At 67.5% G+C, this 18,085-nt stretch carries 15 protein-coding genes; 8 read left to right on the top strand and 7 right to left on the bottom strand.

The window, feature by feature from the left end:
• Positions 1 to 32: 32 nt before the first annotated feature.
• Both KY501_RS01520 and KY501_RS01515 read right to left on the bottom strand, forming a co-directional pair.
• A complete protein-coding gene (locus KY501_RS01520; protein WP_224361058.1) occupies positions 33 to 794 on the bottom strand; it encodes a DUF5953 family protein in 762 nt (253 codons plus the stop codon).
• 1 nt (position 795) lies between these two features.
• On the bottom strand, positions 796 to 1,212 hold the full coding sequence (locus tag KY501_RS01515) for a DUF6310 domain-containing protein (RefSeq protein ID WP_224360536.1): 417 nt from the start codon (positions 1,210 to 1,212) through the stop codon (positions 796 to 798).
• A 175-nt stretch (positions 1,213 to 1,387) separates the two neighbouring features.
• Between KY501_RS01515 and KY501_RS01510 the strand changes: the two genes are divergently transcribed.
• On the top strand, positions 1,388 to 2,149 hold the full coding sequence (locus tag KY501_RS01510; protein ID WP_224360535.1) for a hypothetical protein: 762 nt from the start codon (positions 1,388 to 1,390) through the stop codon (positions 2,147 to 2,149).
• A 67-nt stretch (positions 2,150 to 2,216) separates the two neighbouring features.
• On the opposite strand, the gene KY501_RS01505 is transcribed toward KY501_RS01510, so the two are convergent.
• Entirely contained in the window at positions 2,217 to 2,996 is a 780-nt protein-coding gene (locus tag KY501_RS01505; RefSeq protein ID WP_224360534.1) for an SDR family NAD(P)-dependent oxidoreductase, read from the bottom strand.
• Positions 2,997 to 3,090: 94 nt separating this feature from the next.
• On the opposite strand from KY501_RS01505, the gene KY501_RS01500 reads away from it, so the two are divergent.
• Complete coding sequence (locus tag KY501_RS01500; RefSeq protein WP_304608586.1) at positions 3,091 to 3,528, top strand: winged helix-turn-helix transcriptional regulator; 438 nt, start codon at positions 3,091 to 3,093, stop codon at positions 3,526 to 3,528.
• A 32-nt stretch (positions 3,529 to 3,560) separates the two neighbouring features.
• Here the strand turns inward: KY501_RS01500 and KY501_RS01495 are convergent, their stop codons facing one another.
• Positions 3,561 to 4,598, bottom strand: a complete 1,038-nt coding sequence (locus KY501_RS01495; RefSeq protein WP_224360533.1) for a trigger factor — start codon at positions 4,596 to 4,598, stop codon at positions 3,561 to 3,563.
• Between the two features lie 45 nt (positions 4,599 to 4,643).
• A complete protein-coding gene (locus KY501_RS01490) occupies positions 4,644 to 6,011 on the bottom strand; it encodes a hypothetical protein (protein ID WP_224360532.1) in 1,368 nt (455 codons plus the stop codon).
• Positions 6,012 to 6,224: 213 nt separating this feature from the next.
• Here KY501_RS01490 and KY501_RS01485 point away from each other — a divergent pair, with 213 nt between their 5' ends.
• The 4 genes from KY501_RS01485 to KY501_RS01470 all read left to right on the top strand — a co-directional run bounded on the left by KY501_RS01485 (position 6,225) and on the right by KY501_RS01470 (position 11,980).
• Positions 6,225 to 7,739: an FAD-binding oxidoreductase gene (locus tag KY501_RS01485; RefSeq protein WP_224360531.1), complete on the top strand. Its 1,515-nt coding sequence runs from the start codon at positions 6,225 to 6,227 to the stop codon at positions 7,737 to 7,739.
• A 236-nt stretch (positions 7,740 to 7,975) separates the two neighbouring features.
• The gene (locus tag KY501_RS01480; RefSeq protein WP_224360530.1) at positions 7,976 to 9,334 is read left to right on the top strand and encodes a hypothetical protein; all 1,359 of its coding nucleotides are present in this window, start codon (positions 7,976 to 7,978) and stop codon (positions 9,332 to 9,334) included.
• A 203-nt stretch (positions 9,335 to 9,537) separates the two neighbouring features.
• A complete protein-coding gene (locus tag KY501_RS01475) occupies positions 9,538 to 10,317 on the top strand; it encodes an alpha/beta hydrolase (RefSeq protein WP_224360529.1) in 780 nt (259 codons plus the stop codon).
• Positions 10,318 to 10,486: 169 nt separating this feature from the next.
• Complete coding sequence (locus KY501_RS01470; protein ID WP_224360528.1) at positions 10,487 to 11,980, top strand: hypothetical protein; 1,494 nt, start codon at positions 10,487 to 10,489, stop codon at positions 11,978 to 11,980.
• 152 nt (positions 11,981 to 12,132) lie between these two features.
• Here the strand turns inward: KY501_RS01470 and KY501_RS01465 are convergent, their stop codons facing one another.
• On the bottom strand, positions 12,133 to 12,567 hold the full coding sequence (locus KY501_RS01465; RefSeq protein ID WP_224360527.1) for a hypothetical protein: 435 nt from the start codon (positions 12,565 to 12,567) through the stop codon (positions 12,133 to 12,135).
• Between the two features lie 147 nt (positions 12,568 to 12,714).
• Positions 12,715 to 14,574, bottom strand: a complete 1,860-nt coding sequence (locus KY501_RS01460) for a hypothetical protein (RefSeq protein ID WP_224360526.1) — start codon at positions 14,572 to 14,574, stop codon at positions 12,715 to 12,717.
• 161 nt (positions 14,575 to 14,735) lie between these two features.
• On the opposite strand from KY501_RS01460, the gene KY501_RS01455 reads away from it, so the two are divergent.
• Positions 14,736 to 16,286 (top strand): cellulase family glycosylhydrolase, encoded by a 1,551-nt coding sequence (locus tag KY501_RS01455; RefSeq protein ID WP_224360525.1) that lies wholly within the window; start codon positions 14,736 to 14,738, stop codon positions 16,284 to 16,286.
• Positions 16,287 to 16,395: 109 nt separating this feature from the next.
• Complete coding sequence (locus KY501_RS01450; RefSeq protein ID WP_224360524.1) at positions 16,396 to 17,997, top strand: protein kinase domain-containing protein; 1,602 nt, start codon at positions 16,396 to 16,398, stop codon at positions 17,995 to 17,997.
• Positions 17,998 to 18,085 lie beyond the last annotated feature (88 nt).

Genomic DNA, 18,085 nt, shown 5'->3' with positions numbered 1-18,085 from the left:
CACCGTGGCGCACCCGAGAGGTTTGTCACACTTCAAGGGACTACCCGGCCGCCAATCTGTGGGAAGCGCTCATAGGCGTGCATCAGAGCCGAGAGGTGAGCGGGATTGCCGAGAACCAGCGGAGCCTCCGTGAGCCGGACCACCCACCCTCCCGCCGCTGTCCCCCGCGATCGAGAGAGCAGGTCCTCGTCGCGCGCAGGATCCGGGAAGCCGATGCTTCTCGCGGCAGCAGCCGACCAGTAGTTCACCCACCCGAGGCGATGCGGGATCTCAGGTGAAGAAATGTTCCGAGAAAGCTTGAGCGCTGGCAGTCCACGAGGTGGGGGCTGCGGGTTGGCGGCCCAGTTTTTCGTCTGGCGCGCGATGTCCACCGCCGCAAGGAACGGTGTTGTATGTCCCCAGAAGGCACGCGCACCCTCCGCTATGGCCGCCAGCACGTCCGCTGCCACCGCCACGCCATCTGCGGTCAGCGGCAACACCGCTTCCACGACGAGTTGGGCCTGCCCCTCCGGTGAGCTGGCAGCCGAGAGTTCCCATCCGGTCACTGTCACCCGGAAGTCGTCGTCGCCGTTGCGGAGTAGCGGGAATCCTCCATCCATTCTCGTCTGGGCGAGCCATACATCCCGATCCGGCAAGGGGATACGCTGACCCTTCTCAGAAATCATCCACCCCAGGTGCAAGCCAGGGGCTGCGCGCTCCATGGAATGAACGACTGCAACAGGACGCCCATCATCGCTCGCGAGCGCAGGCGCATAGACAGTAACTGCAAGTTCATTCTCTTGAGTTGCCGGCATCTCAGCACCAGCCCATGACAACGATGAGGCCCTCGAACTCCGGCTCCGCACGCTCCAGAGCTGCCTTATGCGCGGCGCGGCGCACACCCACCCGGAAGTCAAATCCGCAAGCCCCTGCGAGGCCGCGCTCTCTCCGCAACTCTGGCACCTGACTCCTGATCACGGGGCACCGCCGCTCAGTATCCCGAAACCGGATCCTCTTGGAGTCGAGCGCATGAAAGCATCGCTCCACCACCACAGGCCATGGCTGACCGGCTTCATGAACGACGCACTGCCCCTCATCCCGCCAGGGCAACACCGCCGCTCTCTGGAGGTTGGCAACCCTCTGGCTGCTGCTCACCGGCCCTTGCGTTCTCGGCTCCGTCGTAGCGCAGGCGGCGAGCAGGAACAGGAGTGCGCTGAGACTTCGGCAGGGCATTCCCAGGTCTCCCGGAGAGCAGGACCCTCAGTACGGGCCGACTCTTCTCCGGGAGTATAGCGCTCAAATTCGTACCCGGATTGAATTTTCCAATTTCCGACACCGTCAGGGAGCCCTGCATTCGCGGCGCTGGCCTCCCGGCGCCGCATGCAAACCAAAAAGAGGGGACCCCTAAATGTATGGACGAGTTGCGGTAGCAGCATTGGCCGTAGGCGTGCTGAGCACCGGTTGCGTTTCCATCAGCCAGGTGCAGACGGCGGATACGCTGGGCACAGGCAAGTTCCAGTTCGCCATTGAGCCTGGAATGGCTGGCGCGGCGGTGTTCGCCCAGGACGACACCTCCATAGACGGCAGCGTCTACTACCCCCACGTGGATCTGGGCTTGCGCTACGGCGTCGCGGACAGGGTGGACCTGGGCGTCCGGTTCGGCTCCTCGCTGGTGGAGCTCCAGACCAAGTTCCTCCTCACCCACCCGAATGATCCCGACAAGGCCATCTCGCTGGCTCCCTCGGCGATGGCACTCCTCGGCAGCATCGGGGAAGACGAGCTCAGCTACATCAACCTGGCACTGCCGGTGCTGGTGGGCTTCAAGACCTCGGGAGGCTCGGAGTTCGTCCTGGGCCCTCGCGTCTCCCTGGCGCGCGTCGGCGTGGATGATACGAGCGTGAGCATCATCAGCGCGGGCGCCTCGGTAGGCTACGCCCTGCGTGTCGCCGAGGGCTTCCGCCTCATGCCGGAGGTCGCGGTCTCCTATCCGCTCATCGGCTCCGTCGACACGTCCTCGGACTCGGATGTGGTCGGTGGCTTCAACGGAGGCTTCGTCCAGTTCAAGCTGGGCTTCCTGTTCGGTGCCGGCCGCCCCATCAACCGCTCGGCCGTGGACGAAAACGAGAACTGGGGCGACAACTCGAACGGGAACACAGACACCGGGTATTGAGCCGTCTCAGCCACTCCAGCGTGGACCCTGCCGCCACGCTGGAGCGGGCACCGGGGCCTTGTCTCGATCAGAGCGAGTACCCGCCCGTCACTTCGAGCCGCTGGCCGGTGAGCCAACGGCTCTCGGGGGAGAGCAGCATGGCCACCACGCCGCCAATGTCATCGGGCACGCCCACGCGGCCCAGCGCCGTCTGCGCGGCCACCACCTTCTGCAGCTCAGGGTTGCGCATCACCCCGCCGCCGAAGTCTGTCTCGATGCCACCCGGCGCGATCACGTTGACCGAGATGCCCCGAGGCCCCAGTTCCCGGGCCATGTACCGCGTGAGCACCTCGACGCCCCCCTTCATCACCGCGTACGCCGAGCTTCCAGGGTACGTGTAGCGAGTGAGCCCCGTCGACATGTTCACGATCCGCCCCCCGTCCGCGATCAGCGGCAGCAGCCTCTGCGTGAGGAAGAACGTGCCCTTGAGGTGGACGTTGAGCTGCTCGTCGAACTGCTCCTCCGTCGTCTCGGCGAAGCCCGCGAGCAAGCCCGTGCCGGCGTTGTTCACCAGGTAGTCGAAGCGCTCGCGCTTCCACACCCGCGCCAGTACCCCCTTCACCGCCTCGGCGAACGCCGCGAACCCGGCGCTCCGGCCCACGTCGAGCGCCAGGATGGCCGCCTTGCGGCCCTTCGCTTCGATCTCCGCCGCCACGTCGCGCGCCTCCTTCTCCGCGGAGCGGTACGTGAGGATCACGTCGACGCCCCGGTCGGCAAGCTGGAGGGCCATGCTCTTGCCGAGTCCACGGCTTCCGCCGGTGATGAGGGCAATGGGGGCAACAACGGTACGAGAGTTCGCGGCAGTCATGAGCGTTCCTTGGAGAGGAGTTGCCATGATTTGTTACGTACGCCCCGCTCCGGGACTAGACACTTATTCGTGCCATACGCACCGTTTGGTAACCATGCCCTCCATCGTTAAAGAACTCCCTCCCATCCCAGCCGAGCGAGCACTCAAGGTGATCGGCGGCCGCTGGAAGGCCGTCATCCTCTATTACCTGTTCGAAGGCCCCAAGCGGCTCTCCGAGCTCAAGCGTCTGGCGCCGCTCGCCAGCCAGAAAGTGCTCGTGCAGCAGCTCCGAGAGATGGAGGAGCACGGCATCGTCCACCGCGAGGTCTTCGCTCAAGTGCCTCCGCGAGTGGAGTACTCGGCGACGAAGCTGGGGCACAGCCTCCAGCCCATCATCGCGGCGCTCTGTGAATGGGGACGCCGCCACGCGGCGGAGCTGAACGCGATCGATCAGCTCGAGCCGCATCCGAGGCTTGGCAATGTCGAGCGACCGAAGGCGGCCGGAGCCCTCAGTCGCTCCTCTCCGCGAGCTCAAGCCCCAAGGCCGCGATGATCGCAGGCTGATTCTGACCGCTCACGTGCGTGTCAGGCCGCCACCTGCACCTTGGCCCGGCTCATGACGTGGTCCACGGCCGTGAGGTGCAAGGCCATCTGATCGATCTTGACCAGGTTCTGGGGTTCGGCCTGCAGGGCGGCGGCCACCTCGTGCAGCGGCAGCCCAGAGGCGTTCGCCTCGTCCCGGATGAGCTTCTCCACCCGCTCCCGCGTCACCTTCAGCTTGTCCCGCTTGCAGATGGCCCCCAGGGCCAGGCCGATGCGCAGCCGCAGCTCCACCTCGGCCCGCGTCTGCGTGTCCTGCAGCCACCCGCGCAGCGACTCGTCCCGACGAGCCTCGTCGAAGCCCAGCTGGCTCAGCACCTGCCCCTCGCTGGAGGTCCAGCGGCGGCGGATCTCCTCATCCACCAGCGTCGCGGGCACCTTCACCCGCGTGCGCTCCGCCACCGTGGCCAGCACCTGCCGCTGCACCTGGCTCAGCAGCAGCTGCTTGGCCTCGGCCTCCATCTGGCCCACCACCTTCTTCATGGCCTCCGCCAGGGTGGCGGCACCAAACGCCCTCAGGAAGGCAGGGTTCTCCAACTCGGGGTACGTCACCTCACGCGCGCCCCACAGCTGCACGCTGAAGCGCGCGGTGGCCCCCCGCAGCGACTCGACGGGATAGTCGCCCGGCAGGGTGATGTCGACCGCCACCTTCTCTCGAGGCGTGCGGCCCACCAGCGCCTCGAAGAGCCCCGGCAACACGGGCTCTGGCTCCAGCCGCACCCACTCGCCCGAGCGCACGCTGAACGGGATCAGCTTGCCCTCGCTGTAGCCGACGATGTCGAACAGCACCTCGTCGCCCCACGCCACCTTCTCGCTGGGGTAGCGGTAGCGCTCGGTGGCCAGGGGCCGCGCCAGCTCCAGGAACCGCGCCTGGACCTGCTCCGGAGTGAACGCCTCCGGAGGCGAGATGGTGACCGCGAGGTCCTCCAGGGAGGGGGCCTCCACTCGGGGAAGGGACCGCATCACCGATTGATCATCCTGGGGCAGCGGAGACGACAGCAGCGGAATCGAGACGGAGTTCATGGAGTCACCTTGGGGAGTGTGAAGGTGGAGAAAGAAGCGGAGGAACTACCAGCCCTTGAAGAAGTCCTTGATGCCCTCGCCCACCTTCTTGGCCGTGTCCTTGATGCCCTCGCCCACCTTCTTGGCCGTGTCCTTGATGCCCTCGCCCACCTTCTTGGCCGTGTCCTTGATCTCAGGACCGAAGGTCTTCACCACGTCGCTCACGAGGGAGACGCCCGTCGAGATGGCACCGCCCACCTGCGAGACGATGGGGATGTTGGTCGCGGCCAGCGCCGAGCCACCGGCGACGATGCCCGAGGTGATCTTGTCGCCCACGCTCGCGTTGGGGTCCTTGAACGTCTTCACCGCGGTGGCGATGTCCAGACCCGCCAGGGCGATGTTCGCGCCCGGGACGAACCGGCCGAGCGCCTTGCCGCCCGTCTTCAGCAGGCCCTTGGCGACGTCATCGGCCTTGCCGGCCAGACCGCCGGGCAGCTTCAGGTCCGGCACGGAGGGCTTGCCGGAGGGACGGGCATCCGGCGTGGAGGGCTTGGCATCCGGACCGGAGGGCCTGGTGGACTGGGTGTCCGGCGTGTTGGGCTTCGACTCCGGGCCGGAGGGCTTCTTGAACGGGTTGCGCAGGTCGGCCAGGTCGCCCACGCCGCCGGCCAGATCCGCCACCCCACCCGCCACGCCGCCGACCACATCGGCCGCGCCACCGAAGAGCGACCCCAGCTGGCTGGCCGGATCCGCGTACTGCCCCGCATAGGGGTCAGCGTACGCGCCGTACTGCTGGCTGGGGTCCGCGTACTGCCCCGCATAGGGGTCAGCGTACGCGCCGTACTGCTGGCTGGGGTCGGCGTACTGGCCGGCGTAGGGATCGGCGTACTGGCCCAGCTGGCCCGCGCTGTACTGGCCCGCCTCGACATTGCCCAGCGAGGTGGGGCCCTGGGAGTAGGCCATGCCCTGGAGCACATCGAGCTGGCGCGCGCCCGAGCCGCCATTGACGGCGCCGGCCACCTGGTTGGCGATGTTCAGCGGCATCTGCGCCGCCCCCGCCAGAGCGCCCACGGCCGCGTTCTGCAGCCCGGCGAACTGGGTCCCGAAGTTCGAGGCGAGGCCCGCCGCCGCCTGGATGCCCGCCTGGGCGGAGGCCAGGGCGTTGGTGGCCACTCCCAGAGCGTTGCCGATGAGCTGCTGCTTCGCGATGCCCGCCTGGGCCACCGTGTCGGCGACGCCGCCGAGCAGGGCCGGCAGAGCGCCACGAGCCGCCGTCGGGCCGCCCGCGGCGAACGACGAGGCGTCCAGCGGGGCGGACACCATCCGCTTCTGCGACGTCTCGACGGGCGTGGCAGGAGTCTGAGCGACGGACTCAGCAGGGAGCGGCTGGGCCAGGGGCAGCATGGGGCGGTTGCCAGAGATGGGGGCGGTCATGGGGGCCTCTCGAAGTGAAGGTTCGGACAGGGCTAGAGCAGGCCGCGTGCCAACCCTTCTCGAGGTTGGAAATCGCTGATTTCCCTCTGGAAGCCCCGGTGTACGCCCCGTCCGCCCTGGTCCTTACTGGTGACTGACGTTCGGAAAGCGGTGACGGCTGTCATCACCGGTAGACTCAGCGGGCGCGCTTCCGCGCCGCCAACGGGAGAAGGCATGGACCGGCTGCAAGAGGCACTCGAGGCGTGGCGCCGGGAGCTGGGCGAGGAGCACGTGCTCGCCGACGAGGTGACGCTCGCCCGGGCCCGCACGGCGACCTTCGCCACCACCCAGGCTGTCAGCGCGGTGCTGCGGCCCGGGAACACCGAAGAGGTGCGTGCATGTGTGCGCATCGCCCAGCAGACGCATGTCCCCATCACGCCGGTGAGCGCGGGGCGCAACCAGGGCTATGGCTCGCGAGTGCCAGTCCGGAGCGGCGTATTGGTGGATCTGGGCCGGATGAACCGGGTGCTCGAGTTCGACGAGGACCTGGCGTACCTCACGGTGGAGCCGGGCGTGTCGTTCGCGCAGGCCCATGCCTTCCTGGAGGAGCGAGGCTCGCGGCTGCAACTGGCCACCATCGGCGGGCCGCCGCAGGCGAGCCTCATCGGCAACGCGCTCGAGCGGGGGGACGGGATAGGGCCCCACGGGGACGTCTTCCAACACGTGTGCGGCCTGGAGGTGGTGCTGCCCACGGGCGAGTGCCTGCGCACCGGGCCCGGACGCTACCCTCGGGCCCAGGCGGCGTCCGTGCTGCGCTGGGGCGCGGGGCCGGGCCTGGACGGGCTCTTCAGCCAGTCGAACCTGGGCATCGTGACGCGGATGACCTTCTGGCTGGCGCCGCGGGCACCGTGTCTCCGGCTGATCTCGGGCGTATTGGAGGATCCCTTCCAGCTGGGCCCGGTGTTGGAGCGGATGCGGCAACTGCGGCTGGAGGGCACCCTGCGCGAGGCCTTCTCGCTGTGGAACGACTACAAGGTGCTCTCGGTGCTGGGCCAGTACCCGTGGGAGGCGACGCGGGGGCTCACGCCGTTGCCCGAGGCGCAACGGCGGAAACTGCGCGCCGAGCACAAAGTGTTTCCGTGGCACCTGAACTGCGTGCTCGAGGCCCCGAGCGAGGCCCAGGCCCAGGCGGCGCAGGAGCGGGTGGAGCACGTACTGAAGGAGACCCTGCCCACCCTCATCTGCCTTCGAGAGGAAGAGATGGGGCCGGGAGGCCTGCGACAGGTGCCCTCGGCGCGCAACCTGCGGATGATGTACTGGCGCAAGCGCACGCCGCTTCCCGAGGTGCCCGAGCCAGAGCGAGACGGGTGCGGCTTCATCTGGCTGTCGTGCGCGGTGCCGATGACGGCCTCCCATCTGGAGACGGCCCTGGCGCTCGCGGAGCCCCTGCCGCTGCGGTTCGGCTTCGAGCCCAACCTGTGCGTGCTGGGCGTCTCGGCGCGGTGCGCCTATCTGGTGGTGGCGATCATCTATGATCGAGAAGTCGAAGGAGAGGATGCGCGCGCGATGGCGTGCCACGACGCCCTGCAGCAGGCCCTGGGAGGAGCGGGCTACTACCCGGCGCGGCTGGGCATCCAGGCACCGGTGCTGCCCTTCGCGCCAGAGGATGACTCGCCAGCGGTGTTGAGGACGCTCAAGGCCGCGCTGGACCCGCACGGCATCCTCGCCCCTGGCCGCTACCTGCCCTGAGTCCCCTGTCCCTGGTGACAGCCGTCATCTGTCTGGTGGATCGAGTCACCCAGTGATCCTGGGTTCCAGCCACCACGCGGGGGGCTCGAGCGCCTCGTCTTCTGCGTAAACACCTGGATGCACGTGGGATTCCGGGGATTCCAGCCCTGGCACGAGCGCTGCAGTCGTGTCTGCTCGTCAAGGCACTCCCCCCGTCGCCTCGTCCCGTCGCCCCCGTCCTCCCAGGAGCTCGCGCCATGAAGTTCCCCAAGATCTCGATCCCCAAGCCCAGCATCCCCAAGCCGAGCGCTCCCAAGCCCAGCGCCCCCAAGCCCAGCGCTCCCAAGCCCAGCACGCCCTCGCCCAGCGCTCCCAAGCCCAGCACGCCCTCGCCCAGCGCTCCCAAGCCCAGCGCTCCCAAGCCGACCTTCACCCCGCGCCCGGACATCAACGGCTTCCCCTCTGGCGGCAAGCCGACCTTCACCCCGCGCCCGGACATCAACGGCAACTTCCCTGGCCAGAAGCCCAACCTGAACAACCCCTTCAGCGGCCTGAACAACCCCTTCAGCGGCCTGAACAGGCCCAACCTGAACAACCCCCTCAGCGGCCTGAACAACCCGCTGGGTGGCCTGAACAACCCGCTGGGCGGCCTCAACAAGCCCTTCGGTGGCCTGAACAACCCGCTGGGTGGCTTGAACAACCCGTTCGGTGGCGTGGGTAACGTGATCGGCGGCGTCGGCGAGGCCATCGGCGGAGGCCTGTCGGCTGTGGGTGGAGCCCTCGGCGGCGTGGCCAGCGGCGCGGCAGGTCTTGCCGGCGCGGGACTCCAGGCCGTCACCATGCTGCCCAGCGCCATGGCCATGCTCAACCCCCAGATGATGGATCCCTACGCTGCGGGCGCCATGCCGATGGACCCGTACGCCGCTGGTGCCGCTCCGATGGATCCCTACGCCGCGGGCGCGGCCCCGATGGATCCCTACGCCGCAGGCGCCATGCCGATGGATCCCTACGCCGCAGGCGGCCTGCCGATGGATCCCTACGCCGCGGGCGGCCTGCCTGCCGACCCGTACGCGGCCGGTGCCATGCCGATGGATCCGTACGCGGCCGGCGCCATGCCGATGGACCCGTACGCCGCAGGCGGCCTGCCCGCGGATCCGTACGCGGCCGGTGCCATGCCGATGGACCCCTACGCCGCGGGCGGCCTCCCCACTGCGGGCCTCGCTGGCGCTCAGATGATGGACCCCGCCCTCGCGGCCGGCGCCCTCCCGACGCAGAGCCCCATCGCCTCGCCGGCCGACACCCTGCAGTCCAGCCTGGGCAACATCTTCAACGCGGTCTCTGACGCCATCTCGACCGCCACCCAGGCCATCGACACCATCAAGCAGCTCGTGGATCCCTCCGCCGCCACTCAGCTCTCCCAGCTCACCCAGCCCTCCGCGCCCGAGCCGAAGCTGATGTCCCGCATCCAGAACGATGCGATTCCGGCCAGGGAGGAGAGGATCGGACCGCCGCCGACTCACGAGGTGCTGCCGCCTGTGGATCTGAGCAAGCTCGGCCGGCCCACGGAGATTTCTCCAGAGTTCCGTAAGACCCTGGAGGAGGCCGCTCAGAACTAAGTCGCCCTCCTCATATCGAAGCGATCGCGGGCCCCCATGTCTCTGACGGAAACGTCGGGGGTGGGGGCCTCGTGCTTTCTGCACAGGAGCCAGGGAACCCCGGTTCAGGCCCCCAGCCTTCGCGGACGCATCAAGGTGACACGGCGTGGACGAAGCCTGCCGCATCCACGTCCTGTCCAGGACGCGGTAGAACCGGCGAATCGATGCTCCCCATTCGCGTGCTCTTCATCCACGGTCTCGAAAGCCACCCGCAGGGGAGCAAGGTCCGCATCCTCCGCGAACAAGGGTTCGACGTGGTCGCGCCCGACATGCAGATGGCGGTTCTGCAGTTCAAGCGGCGGAACTCGGTTCTCCGCCAACTGCTCCGCCTACCGGAGACGTGGCTCGCCGGTGTCGTCATTGGGATCTCCTCAGTCCTGTGCATCGTGGGTTCATCGGTGCTCGGACTCACCGCGACGATTCTCCTAGGGCTGATCTGGGGTGCGGTGCGCGGCAGGGCACTCGTGGCCAAGGCGTTCGCACGGAGCTTCGCCGCATGTGTCGAGGTCCAACGCGCGGCGGTACAGCGGGAGAAGCCGGAGATCATCGTGGGCTCAAGTTGGGGAGGTGCCATCGCGGCGGAGTTGATCATCCGCGGTGAGTGGAGCGGACCTACCGTCCTGCTGGCCCCCGCCATCCTGAAGGCCAGCGAGTGGATGGGCCGTTTGGACTCCACGGACAAGATGGAAAGCATCCGGGCGCGGAGCACGCAGGTGCCCATCGTGGTCTTCCACGATCCGTCCGACGACACGGTGCCGCATCAGGACAGCGTCGAGCTTGCGCGCGGCTCGAGGATTGATTTCAGGTCCGTGGACGCGGGCGGGCACAGGTTGATGGGACTCCTGAATCGCGGCGAGTTGGCGGAAGCCATCCAGGGACTCAGCTCACCTGGTGACAACCGTCATCGTCCTGATGGATCGAGTCACCCGGCGACCCAGGGGTAGTGGTCACCACCTGAGCCTCCATGAGGCTCCTCCTTCCACACAAACCCTTGAATCCTCGTGGAACGCTGGGGCTTCCGGCCCTGGCACGAGCGCTGCAGTCATGTCTGCTCGTCAAGGCACACCGCCCCGTCACCGCCCCCGTCGCCCCCGTCCTCTCAGGAGATCCACCATGAAGCTGCCCAAGATCTCGATGCCCAAGGTCAACCTGCCCAAGCCCAGCGCTCCCAAGCCCAGCGCTCCCAAGCCGACCTTCACTCCGCGACCGGACATCAACGGCAAGCTCCCTGGCGGCAAGCCCAGCGCTCCCAAGCCGACCTTCACCCCGCGCCCCGACATCAACGGCAACCTGCCCGGTGGCAAGCCCAGCGCTCCCAAGCCGACCTTCACCCCGCGCCCCGACATCAACGGCAACTTCCCCGGCGGTAAGCCCAGCGCTCCCAAGCCGACCTTCACCCCGCGCCCGGACATCAACGGCAACCTCCCCGGCGGCAAGCCGACCTTCACCCCGCGCCCCGACATCAACGGCAACCTCCCCGGCTTCAACAAGCCCGGCCTGAACAACCCCCTCAGCGGCCTCAACAACCCCCTCAGCGGCCTGAACAGGCCCGGCCTGAACAACCCCCTCAGCGGCCTCAACAACCCCCTCAGCGGACTGAACAACCCCCTCAGCGGCCTCAACAACCCCCTCAATGGGCTCAAGAACCCGCTCGGTGGCCTGAACAACCCACTTGGTGGCCTCAGCAACCCGCTCGGTGGCGTCGGTAACGCGCTGGGCGGCGTCGGTAACGCGCTCGGCGGCGTCGGTGGCGCCATCGGCGGTGGCCTGTCGGCCGTGGGCGGTGCCCTCGGCGGTGTGGCCAGCGGCGCAGCGGGCCTGGCCGGCGCAGGACTCCAGGCAGCCACCATGCTGCCCAGCGCTCTGGCCATGCTCAACCCGCAGATGATGGATCCCTTTGCCGCAGGCGCTGCTCCGATGGACCCGTACGCTGCGGGCGCCGCTCCGATGGACCCGTACGCTGCAGGCGCTGCTCCGATGGACCCGTACGCCGCGGGCGCCGCTCCGATGGATCCCTACGCCGCAGGTGGCCTCCCTGCCGATCCGTACGCGGCCGGTGCCATGCCGATGGACCCCTACGCCGCGGGCGGCCTCCCTGCAGACCTCGCCAGCGCCCAGATGGATCCCTACGCCGCGGGCGGCCTCCCTGCAGACCTCGCCAGCGCCCAGATGGATCCCTACGCGGCCGGCGGCCTTCCTGCCGACCTCGCCAGCCCCCAGATGATGGATCCGTCCGCAGCCAGCGCCTCCGCCCCGCTGCAGGGGACCCTGGCTTCTCCGACCGACTCCCTGCAGTCCAACCTCGGCAACATCTTCAACGCCGTCGCTGACGCCATCTCCACCGCCACTCAGGCCATCGACACCATCAAGCAGCTCGTCGACCCCTCCCCGGCCCAGTCTCTGATGCAGCCGTCCATCAAGCTCCCGAGCGACGAGAAGTTCCAGCCGGGCGGGCCGATGACTCTGCGGGATGCGCAGCCCTCGAGGATCAGCCGGGAGGACCTTGCTCTCATCGAGAACAACAAGCCTGCGGATTTCAATGAGCAGCTGAGCAAGCAGGTGCACACGGAGGAGGGCAAGCTCACCATCCCCGGGCTCGAGGGTTAGTCAGGGGGAGGGACAGATTGCGACCCTCCCTCACTGAGTAGGAAGCAACGTCTCAAATCCTGTGGCCTCTACCCCTCGGACGGAAACCTCGGAGGGGTGGAGGCCACGCTCATTGGCGCGGCGCTCCGGCATCCCTGGACCGCAGGTACCGCCTACCGGTTCACCGCGCTGGCGCCGTGCACGTCGCGATTGTTGTGGTCCCAGCGCGCACGCTCCTCGCGCTCACGACGCTCCCGCTCTTCACGCTCACGACGCTCTCGCTCCTCACGCTCACGGCGAGCACGCGCCTCACGCTCACGACGCTCCCGCTCCTCACGCTCCCGGCGCTCTCGATCGCGGCGCGCCTGCTCCTCACGCTCACGACGCTCCCGCTCTTCACGCTCCCGGCGCTCTCGATCGCGGCGCGCCTGCTCCTCGCGCTCACGACGCTCCCGCTCCTCGCGCTCCCGGCGGCTCTCGTTACCCCGGCGATCCACGGGCACGGTGCCCGTGTTGTAAGCAGGCGAGGCATCGTGTGTCTGGGCAAAAGCAGGAACGCTCGTGGACAGCGTGAAGGCGATGGACAACCACGTGAGCTTGGACCTCATGACGTTTCCTCCCGGTGGGCTTCTTCCGTTGTGCCTGGTAGGACGGGGGGAGCCGTGCCCTATTTGATGACGAAACATTTCGGCCCCCACGCGCGTAAACCCGCGATTCCACAGGATTTGGGTTGCCGGCAGACACGGAGGACGGGCTCAGGCGCTGGCACGGAATGCGAGCAGCGCACGCTGGAGCGGCTTGCGCTCCGCGTAGAACCGTTCTGGATCCAAGGCCTTGAGATCCTTGGGTCTGACGTCGGACGGCAAGCTCTTCAGCCCTCCCAACGTGAGCAGGGCCACGAGGTACTCGTCATGCCAGAAACCGGTCCGCTTCTTCTCGGCGACAAGCTCGCGCTTCACCCTCGCCACGAGGCCGCGGCGTTCTTCGCGCGTCAGCTCGCACCGGGGCAGCACGATGCACAGCAGGAACCTCTTGAAGTAGCCGCCATCGCTCTCCTCTTCCTCATCGGCGTACTTCTCGACGAGTTGGAAGGCGGTCTCGATCCCGGCACGTCCCAACGCCATCAGGAGTTCGAGTTGCGCCACGTGGCTTGATGAGACCTTCACCTCGGCGATGTGGTGAGCCAGCTGGGCCTGGGTGTCCTCGGGCAGGCGAGAGAAGAGCGGCGCGCAGGTCGGCGTTTCGTCATCCTCATGCCAGAGATACCTCCAGAGCTCGGACTTCATCGCGGTGCGAACAGCCTTCTTGCGCCGTCCCGCTCGGGAAGGATCGATGGACACGACAGCCATGGCGGCGGCATCGGACAGCTCGAGATCGAAGTAGGTTTCCTCGATGCTGAAAAGGGCTTCCAGGCGCCGCCGGAGCGGAGCCACGGCGGGCCCCAGCAGGATCGCCGCCCCCACGGCGCTGAACTTGTCATACACGTCTCCATCCAGGAGCGCGGCGAGCGTCTCGAGGAGAGCGCCTCCCGAGTCCCGCGCGGCACGAGCCCGTGCGCCCCAATAGCTACCGCCATGCCGGAGCACCACTTCCGCATCCTGGAGCTCGAGCGGGACATGGATCAGGTCCACGATCGACGTGAGCTCGTCAGGCCGGAATGCATCAACAGACCGGCGGTCCCACGTAAGGTCGGTGGCGCGTTTCTCCAGGGCCGCAACCACCGTTTTGACATGAGGTACCGAACGGACGCGGTCGTCCCGGAGGCACTGAGCCGCACAACGAAGGAGCTCCTCGTTCTTCGAGAACAGCGCCCTGGCGGCCTTGGCGAGGAGCTCGTCGGACAGCTTCCCCAACCGTTCGCGCCTCAACGTGCGCAGGAGCGCGAGTTCCTCCTTGGCGCTCGAAGTGGGCACCGGCGGAAGGAGCGATTCCAGCGGCACCGGCTTCGCCTCGAAATAAGCACGGCCGACTTCGTGCTCCCGCCGGATGTAGAGGGTGCGGCGCCACGACACGTCGCCCCACGTCGCGAGGAGGGTCTCGACATAGTCCTCGAGGCTCGACGCGCGTGACGACGTCCAATCCGCACCGTAGTCGTCTCCGACCTTCACGACCGTGGGTTTTCCTTTGAGCACCACCAGGGCCGGGGTGGTGTATTGCCCCGGAAAGTCGACCCCGAACAGCCGCCCCACGTCCCCATCAAGATCCCGGGAGTAGTCGATGATCGGCTCCACCACCCTCTCGATGGGAGGCATGACGATCATCCGGAAGGAGTCCGTGTCGAGCGACTCGACCTCTCGAAGCGTGGGTATCCCCTTCTTCGACTTGTGTACCTTGGAATCGAAGCCTGGCGCGTGAACCGGCACCCACACCAGGGCCAGCCCATTCGAGCGCGCGTAGAACTCGATCTCCGCCTCGGAGAGTTGCACGCCTGCCTTCTCGGCCACCTGCTTCACCTTCTCGCGCGTGCTCGGCTCGCCGACGTGATTCCAGAGGACTCGGACGTCCTCTCGTGCCGCCAGCTCCGCGGCGCGCGCCATGAATCTTTCGCGAAAGTCCCCCAGGGAGGTCTTGCCGCGGGGAAGGTTGGCAGGCGCTGATGACGATCGCTTGGGCATGCGGGATTCTCCTTCTCCGAGTGTGCTCAGCCCACGGCGCCCAGGACAAGCATTTCACGCAGAACGCTGAAACTCTCGATTCGCACAGGAGGGTGCATTTCGCGGTGCGACATGTTCCGGGGCTTCCTGTCGGGAGGTTGAACCCGATCCCGGGAGCAACCATGTCCGATTCGTCCCCATTCGCGTCCTCCACATCCCTGCCCCTGCTCACCCGCCTCCTCATCTCGGCCCTGCTGCTCGTGCTGAGCGCCTGCGGCAGCGACATACCCTCAACCCTTCCCTCCCTTCAGGACCCCAGCACTGCCCGCCAGCACCTCACCGCCCTTCCCGGAGTCCAGGTGAGTGGGAACACGCTCGTCCGCGGCGACGATGGAACGCCCGTGCGCCTGCGCGGAGTCGCGCTCGGTGACGTCTATGACTACGTCCTGACCGGCCGCAGCGCCTCCGCGGACTTCGCCACCCTCTCCGGCACCTGGAGAGCCAACGCCGTCCGCCTGAGCGTGCACCCCAGCGCGTGGATCGATCATCGGGCCGAGACGCTCGGAGCCCTCCAGTCCCAGACGGCCGCCGCGCTGCAGGCAGGCCTGTACGTCATCATCGACTGGCACACCATCGGCTTCCCGGATGGCTGGCACGAGGTCCCCGATCCGGAGTGGGGCTACCCGGCCTATCTCTATGACTCCAGCTTCAGCCTGGCCCAGGATTTCTGGGGCACCGTGGCCATGCAGATCAACGATCCCCGCGTGATCTTCGAACTCTGGAACGAGCCGGTGCAGTCCGAGGACGACAGCGCCGCCGTGTCCTACTGGTCCCAGCTCAAGCCCTTCTTCGAGCAGCTCGTCACCCTCATCCGATCGAAGAGCAACGGCTCGGTCATCCTGGCCTCGGGTAACTCGTGGGCCTACAACCTCAAGGGCATCAAGAACAACCTGCTCACCGACCCGAACACGGCCTACACGTGGCACGTGTACGCGGGCAATGACGGCAACGACCCGGCCCGATGGGCAGCGGCACTCGATGGGCTGGACCAGCTCAAGCCCGTCTTCGTCACCGAGTGGGGCTTCCAGCAGCCGTCCACGGGAGATCACTTCGACGGCACCGCGAGCTCTTTTGGCAACAAGTTCCGCGACCAGTTCCTCGAGGGCCGAGGCCTGCACAGCACCGGGTGGAGCTGGAACGTGGACTATGGCCCGGCGTTGCTCGAGTCCGACTGGACGACCCGCACCATTTGGGGTGACTTCCTCTACAGCTATCTGACGCGTCAGCTGCTGCGCAACGGCAACGCCGAGGACGGCCTCAACGGCTGGAACTGCAATGGTTGCACGCAGAGCACCATCAGCTCGCCACGCCACGGAGGCCTGAAGTCCCTGCGCGTCACCAGCCGAGCCGACGCCTGGGCAGGTCCTCAGCAGGAGGTAGGAGCCCAGTTGCTCAACGGCGCCACCTACAAGACCGAGGTCTGGGTGCGGCTGGCCTCCGGTACCGCCAAGGCCATGGTGACGTTGGAGCTCGTCACGGATACTGGCACGAACTACCTCACGCTGACGCCCCACACCTCCGTCACGGCGACCGGGTGGACGCGGCTCAGCGGAAGCTCCATCGTGTCGTGGACCGGCACGCTCAGCGCGGCGCGCTGGTATGTGGAGACCGAGACGGGCACGCAGGGCTTCTACGTGGATGATGCGCAGCTCCTCCTCGCGCCGCCTCCCTGACTCCTGCTCTCGCCGCGAGCGCTTCGCCCGTAAGCGCTTCCGGTGGCCAGTCGGCGCTCCCCTCTCTGGCGCGATCCGTCGCGTCCTGGCAGCCTGGGAGGGGAGCCGCATGGGTTGCCTCGACGAGAACACCATCGTCGCCCTGGGAACAGGGCGCCTGTCCCTTGAGGAACGCCAGAGCGCCGCTGCTCACATCGACGCCTGCCCGGACTGCCGCGCCCTGCTCGCCGCGTGGGGGCAGGCGATTTCCTCTCAGGGGATTCCCGCGACCGCCTCGCCTCATGAAGAGGCGCTCCCCCAACCCGAGAAGACAGTGGAACCAGGCTCGCGCCTGGGGCCCTACCTCGTCCTGTACCTGCTCGGAGCAGGAGGCATGGGCGTCGTCTACGCCGCGTATGACACCCGGCTGGACAGACGCGTGGCCTTGAAGCTGCTGCGCCGCGACCGCTTCGCTGGAGTAGAACAGGCAGCGAGCGCACGGCTGCTGGGCGAAGCCAAGGCAGTGGCCCGCCTGAACCACCCGCATGTCATCACCCTCTATGACGTGGGCCTGCTGGACGATCAGGTCTTCCTGGCCATGGAGTTCGTCGAGGGTGGAACGCTGAGCCAGTGGCTGCGCGAGAAGCCCCGGACCTGGCGCGAGGTGCTCGAAGTCTTCCTGCCCGCGGGGCAGGGGCTGGCCGCGGCGCATGCGGCGGGTCTCGTTCACCGCGACTTCAAGCCAGACAATGTGCTGGTGGGCCAGGACGGACGCGTCCGGGTGACGGACTTCGGCCTGGCTCGCAGTCTGGAGGTGGCCGAGGAGCCCGGTCCGCGCGCTCCACCGGTGGCCTCTCCCGCCGCGTCCGTGACGCACACGGGTGCCGCCATCGGAACGCCCGCGTACATGTCTCCCGAGCAGCTCGCGAGGAGCAAAGCGACCGCCCGCAGCGACCAGTTCAGCTTCTGTGTAGCGCTCCATGAAGCCCTCTTTGGAGAACGGCCCTTCGACGGCACCTCGCGCGAGGCCTTGCGCGATCCACCCAAGGACTCGGCGGTGCCACCGTGGCTCCGAAGGGTGTTGATTCGTGGCCTGTCCTTGGAGCCCTCGGCGCGCCATCCCTCCATGGACGCCCTGCTCGAAGCGCTGGAGCAGGGACCACGGAGAGAACGGCGCAAACGGTTCATGCTCGGCGCAACGGTGGTGCTGGGAATCGGTGCAGCAGCAGCGGTCCTCCTCTGGCCCCTCCAAGCCCGTGAGGTCCTCTACAATGGAGATACCGAGGAGAGCACCAACGGCTGGAGCTGTGACCACTGTGTCCAGAGCAGCGCCAGTTCCCCGAGCCATGGAGGCCAACGCTCCCTGCACGTGACCCAGCGGGACGGGCCCTGGGCGGGCCCTCAGCAGGACGTCAGGGCTCGGCTGCTCAACGGAGCCACCTATCAGAGCGAAGTCTGGGTGCGACTGGCCTCCGGAGCCACCGAGGCCATGGCCACGTTGGAGCTCGTCACCGACACCCGCACGGACTATGTCACGCTGACACTCCAGGTCCCCGTGGACGCTTCTCACTGGGCGCAGCTGAGCGGCACTGCCCTCGTGTCCTGGACCGGAACGCTCCGCTCGGCGCGATGGTACGTGGAGACAGAATCCGGAACTCAGGACTTCTACCTGGATGACGCGCGCTTCTTTCCCCTCGCGCGCAGCATCACTCCGACCGCGACCGCTCCGTGAGACACGCTGCGGCAACATCCTGATGCTCGTTCAACCTGGAGATTGAAGGCGATTGCCCTTCATTTAAACGGGCAAGAAAACCAGGGAC

It is taken from the genome of Hyalangium versicolor (assembly GCF_020103695.1).
GTDB lineage: Bacteria > Myxococcota > Myxococcia > Myxococcales > Myxococcaceae > Hyalangium > Hyalangium versicolor.
This window is presented reverse-complemented; position numbering and strand designations above follow the sequence as displayed.

Coding starts and splice junctions, on each gene's coding strand:
- KY501_RS01460 (WP_224360526.1), bottom strand. CDS start 14,574: ATGCCCAAGCGATCGTCATCAGCGCCTGCCAACCTTCCCCGCGGCAAG.
- KY501_RS01495 (WP_224360533.1), bottom strand. CDS start 4,598: ATGAACTCCGTCTCGATTCCGCTGCTGTCGTCTCCGCTGCCCCAGGAT.
- KY501_RS01510 (WP_224360535.1), top strand. CDS start 1,388: ATGTATGGACGAGTTGCGGTAGCAGCATTGGCCGTAGGCGTGCTGAGC.
- KY501_RS01475 (WP_224360529.1), top strand. CDS start 9,538: ATGCTCCCCATTCGCGTGCTCTTCATCCACGGTCTCGAAAGCCACCCG.
- KY501_RS01500 (WP_304608586.1), top strand. CDS start 3,091: ATGCCCTCCATCGTTAAAGAACTCCCTCCCATCCCAGCCGAGCGAGCA.
- KY501_RS01450 (WP_224360524.1), top strand. CDS start 16,396: ATGGGTTGCCTCGACGAGAACACCATCGTCGCCCTGGGAACAGGGCGC.
- KY501_RS01490 (WP_224360532.1), bottom strand. CDS start 6,011: ATGACCGCCCCCATCTCTGGCAACCGCCCCATGCTGCCCCTGGCCCAG.
- KY501_RS01520 (WP_224361058.1), bottom strand. CDS start 794: ATGCCGGCAACTCAAGAGAATGAACTTGCAGTTACTGTCTATGCGCCT.
- KY501_RS01465 (WP_224360527.1), bottom strand. CDS start 12,567: ATGAGGTCCAAGCTCACGTGGTTGTCCATCGCCTTCACGCTGTCCACG.
- KY501_RS01485 (WP_224360531.1), top strand. CDS start 6,225: ATGGACCGGCTGCAAGAGGCACTCGAGGCGTGGCGCCGGGAGCTGGGC.
- KY501_RS01515 (WP_224360536.1), bottom strand. CDS start 1,212: ATGCCCTGCCGAAGTCTCAGCGCACTCCTGTTCCTGCTCGCCGCCTGC.
- KY501_RS01505 (WP_224360534.1), bottom strand. CDS start 2,996: ATGACTGCCGCGAACTCTCGTACCGTTGTTGCCCCCATTGCCCTCATC.
- KY501_RS01455 (WP_224360525.1), top strand. CDS start 14,736: ATGTCCGATTCGTCCCCATTCGCGTCCTCCACATCCCTGCCCCTGCTC.
- KY501_RS01480 (WP_224360530.1), top strand. CDS start 7,976: ATGAAGTTCCCCAAGATCTCGATCCCCAAGCCCAGCATCCCCAAGCCG.
- KY501_RS01470 (WP_224360528.1), top strand. CDS start 10,487: ATGAAGCTGCCCAAGATCTCGATGCCCAAGGTCAACCTGCCCAAGCCC.